Origin of the sequence: Acidisoma sp. (assembly GCF_035492295.1) — a bacterium.
Classification (GTDB): Bacteria; Pseudomonadota; Alphaproteobacteria; order Acetobacterales; family Acetobacteraceae; genus Acidisoma.
Window position 1 is genome coordinate 1 of the sequence record NZ_DATJJK010000107.1, and the last position, 3,844, is coordinate 3,844.

The window sequence follows — 3,844 nt, forward strand, 5'->3', positions numbered from 1 at the left end:
TCGTCGATCGCGGCGACGGCTTCGGCGAGGGGTTTCACGCCCGAGGTCAGGGGCGTGATGTCTAACTTGCCGGAGGCCATCAGGCTGATCGTCTGGGCGAATTCCTCGTTGTAGATGAAACTGCCGCGGATCTCGATTTCCCGGAACAGAAACTCCGTGGGCGAGAAGCCGATGGGATGCTGCGCGACACCGACGATGGTGAGGCAACCGCGCGGCGGCAGCAGACGGACGGCAGCTTCCACCACCGCGTGGCTGCCGACACAATCGAAGGCGAAACGCGGGCGCGGCTGGCCTGCCAGCAGATCGGCCTCGGGGGCGCTCTCGCGCGGGTCGATCACCCGGTCCGCCCCGCAGGCGCGCGCCTTCTCCCGCCGCGCCGCATTGGGCTCCACGACGGTGACAGCACCCGCGCCCGCCAGCCGCAGCATGAGCAGCGCCAGCAGGCCGATGGGCCCGGCGCCGAAAACGATGGCCTCATCCCCCACCTGAATGCCGGAGCGGCGCACGGCATGCAGGGCCACCGCAGCCGGCTCTACCCACGCGCCCTGCATCGGAGAGACGCTCTCCGGCAGCCGGTGCAAAGTCCGCGCATCCACCGCCACGAATTCGGCGAAGCCGCCGGGCGCGACGACGCCCACGCTGTTCCGCAACGCCTCCGGGCAAAGGTTGAAATGGCCAGCCCGGCAGCTCTCGCACTGCCCGCAGGTCGCCCCATTGGGGTTGACGCAGACCCGCTCGCTCAGGTTCCAGCCACGCACCTCGGACCCGATCTCGACAATGCGGCCGGAGAATTCATGGCCCATGGTCACGCCGACCTGAAACAGGTCGAAGGTCTCGGCATGCAGGTCGCTGCCACAGATGCCGCAGTACTCCACCCGCAGCTTGACCTGATGGGCCCCGGTTTGCGGTTCGGGCACGGCCACCAGTTCGGGGCGCCTGATGGCGGAGAGCACCACGGCTTGCATCGTCTTCCTCCCTTGCGGCCCAGTTCTGTGGTGGGCCTTGAGCTTAAGAGCCGGTCCGGCTCAGCCGACGCCGAGCAGTTCGACGTCGAAGATCAGCGTGGCATTCGGGGGGATAACGCCACCCGCGCCGCGCGCGCCATAGCCGTGCTGGGGGGCGAGCAGCAGCGTGCGCCGGCCGCCGACGCGCATGGTCGCGACACCGAGATCCCAGCCCGAAATCACCTGCTGCACGCCGAGCGTGAACTCGAAGGGCGCACCGCGGTCCCGTGAACTGTCGAACTTGCGGCCCTGCGCGCCGTCATTATCCAGCCAGCCCGTGTAATGCACCGTGACCTTCTGGCCCTTGGTCGGCTGCGCGCCTTCCCCCACCACCTCGTCGCGGTAGCGCAGGCCCGGGTGCAAGGTCATGAATTCGTCTGCCATGGTCGAAACTCCATCTGAGCGGTCGCGGCCGGTGCCGCGCCATCCCGTCTTATCGGCCAGCCAGCCGTGCCAGACAACTAAACCCCCTTGGCCTCGGCGGGGCGGCCGAGCGAAGCGGCAGTCGCGGATGCCTCCGCCGTCGCCTCTTCCGCTTCAACATAGCCATAGACCTCCGGCAGAATGAATTTCGCCGCCAGGAAGCCGATGAGCGACAGGATGGAGACGACGAAGGTGGCGCCGGCCTTGCCGAAATGGGCACTGACGAGCGGGAAAACGAAAGCACCGAAGAAGGAGGCGGCCTTGACGAAGACATAGCCGAAGCCCGAGGCCGTCGCCCGGAAACGCGTCGGCGCCACCATCGAGGCGATGGTCATGCCATTCGAGGCATCCCAATAATGGCCCCACATCAGGATGCAGGCACCGACGACGATGAGGATCTTCCAGTCGAAGTGAATGGCGAAACCGCCCAGAATGAGGCCCACGAAGGCGAGACCGAAGCCCCACATGGCAACGCCCCGATGACCGATCCTCCGCAGCATGAGTGGTGCGACATAGCCCGAAACCGTCGCCAGGCAGAAGATGAGCGCGGTCACAATATTCGTGCCCGTCATATTGCCGCCCTGGGAGACGCCGACGCCGCTGAGCACCAGGATCACCGGCAGATAAAAGCCCCAGGCGGTGAATTCCGCACCCTGGCAGGCATTGGAGATCCAGGCGAAGATCGTCGCCCGCCGCTTGATCGGATCGGCCCAGATCACCTTGAGGAAATCGCTGATCTTCGGCTTCGGCAGGGTCACGTCCCGATTGGGCAAAATGTCCAGCGGATCGTTGAACAGTTGCTGGGAGACCTCCTTTGCCCTGACAAACTTCCCCCGCTGCAGCAGGGAGAGCGGCGTCTCTGGCAGATTGAGACGGCCGATCAGCAGAATGATAGCGGGCACGGCGCCGAGCGCGAGCGCCAGCCGCCACAGCACGGCGTGGTCGATACCGATGGCGTAGAGCAGCGTCACGACGAGGATGGATACCACCTCGCCGGCTCCGAACATGAACTGCCAGCGGCTGCCCATTTCCTCGCGCTTGCCGCGGGACATGGATTCCATGATGTAGGCATAGCCGTTCGAGATGTCGCTGCCGAGCGGAATGCCGAGCAGCAGCCGGACGATGACGAGTTCCCAGATATTCTGCACGAAGGCCTGCGCCACCGCGAGAATGATGAAAAGAACCATCGTGCCGATGAAGACCTTCTTGCGTCCGAAACGATCCGCAATCACACCGCCGAGGAAAGCCCCGATGAGCGCACCACCCTGCACCGCCGCCATGGCAAGCCCGACCTCTGCCGCCGTCGGGTTCAGGTCCGTCTTGATGAAGATGAGCACGAAAGCGATCGCATAGAGATCCCAGGCTTCGATCAGGATCGTCGCAATCATCATCCAGCCACCCTGCGTGCTGGACAGGGTGCCTGGCTTGTTGAGCAACTGTTGCGTTGCCTGGTCGGACAGGCGGCGCAGGTCGTGCGCCGTCAGGTCATCACCACGCGTCATGGACGCCTCCTGCCTTTTTTATCTTATGAGAACTCAAACGGCCTTTCAGTTCAGACTATACAACCACGTCCACAGGTCAATGGCGGCGGCCTCCCGTTTCCGGGCGCGGCCGCGCCGGATCAGGGGAAGAACCGATTGGCCGGCCGCGCCAGCCCCAGGTGATCGCGCAAGGTTCGGCCCTCGTACATCTTGCGGAAGATGCCACGCCGCTGCAGCTCCGGCACCACGAGATCGACGAAATCGTCCAGCCCCTCGGGCACGCTGTGGAACATGACGTTGAACCCGTCAGACGCCTCGCCCTCCAGCCAGGCCTGCATCTCATTCGCGATCTCCTCGGCGGTGCCCACCATCTGCAATCCGCCGTAGCCGCCCGCCATCTGCGCAAGCTGGCGGACGGTGAGGTTTTCCCGTCGGGCAAGCTCCACCAGCGCGGCGCGGCCGCTCTGGCTCGCATTGGTTTCGGGGATGTCCGGCAGCGGCCCATCGAGATCGAAGCCCGAGGCATCGACACCGAGGCGCATGGAGAGGTTCGGCAGCCCACTGTCAGGGTGAACGAGACTGTCCAGCAGGCGCTTCTTCTCCACCGCCTCATCATGCGTGCGGCCGGCCACCACCAGCACGCCAGGCAGGATTTTCAGAGCCCCCGGCGCGCGGCCCGCTGCCTTCAGACGGCGCTGCATGTCGGCATAGAAGCTCTGTCCGTCCGCCATGGTGCGGCTCGATCCGAAAATCACCTCCGCCGTCTCGGCCGCCAGCTGCCGTCCGGCATCCGATGCGCCGGCCTGGACGATCACCGGCCACCCCTGGACGGGGCGGGCGATGTTCAGCGGACCTTTGACGGACAGATGCTCGCCCTTATGCGCCAGCACATGCATCTTCCCGGGGTCGAAAAAGATGCCGGACTCCTTGTCGCGC

General features: G+C 65.3%; 4 protein-coding genes. All 4 read right to left on the reverse strand.

What is annotated here, in order from left to right; genetic code table 11:
* On the reverse strand, window positions 1–965 hold a 965-nt coding region (locus VL752_RS07830; protein ID WP_325353859.1), incomplete at its 3' end, for a zinc-dependent alcohol dehydrogenase.
* A 60-nt stretch (window positions 966–1,025) separates the two neighbouring features.
* Complete coding sequence (locus VL752_RS07835; RefSeq protein ID WP_325353861.1) at window positions 1,026–1,388, reverse strand: FKBP-type peptidyl-prolyl cis-trans isomerase; 363 nt, start codon at window positions 1,386–1,388, stop codon at window positions 1,026–1,028.
* Between the two features lie 77 nt (window positions 1,389–1,465).
* Window positions 1,466–2,929 (reverse strand): MFS transporter, encoded by a 1,464-nt coding sequence (locus VL752_RS07840; RefSeq protein ID WP_325353863.1) that lies wholly within the window; start codon window positions 2,927–2,929, stop codon window positions 1,466–1,468.
* A 119-nt stretch (window positions 2,930–3,048) separates the two neighbouring features.
* A partial coding sequence (locus VL752_RS07845; RefSeq protein ID WP_325353865.1) for an NtaA/DmoA family FMN-dependent monooxygenase occupies window positions 3,049–3,844 on the reverse strand: 796 nt, incomplete at its 5' end.

Coding starts and splice junctions, on each gene's coding strand:
- VL752_RS07840 (WP_325353863.1), bottom strand. CDS start 2,929: ATGACGCGTGGTGATGACCTGACGGCGCACGACCTGCGCCGCCTGTCC.
- VL752_RS07835 (WP_325353861.1), bottom strand. CDS start 1,388: ATGGCAGACGAATTCATGACCTTGCACCCGGGCCTGCGCTACCGCGAC.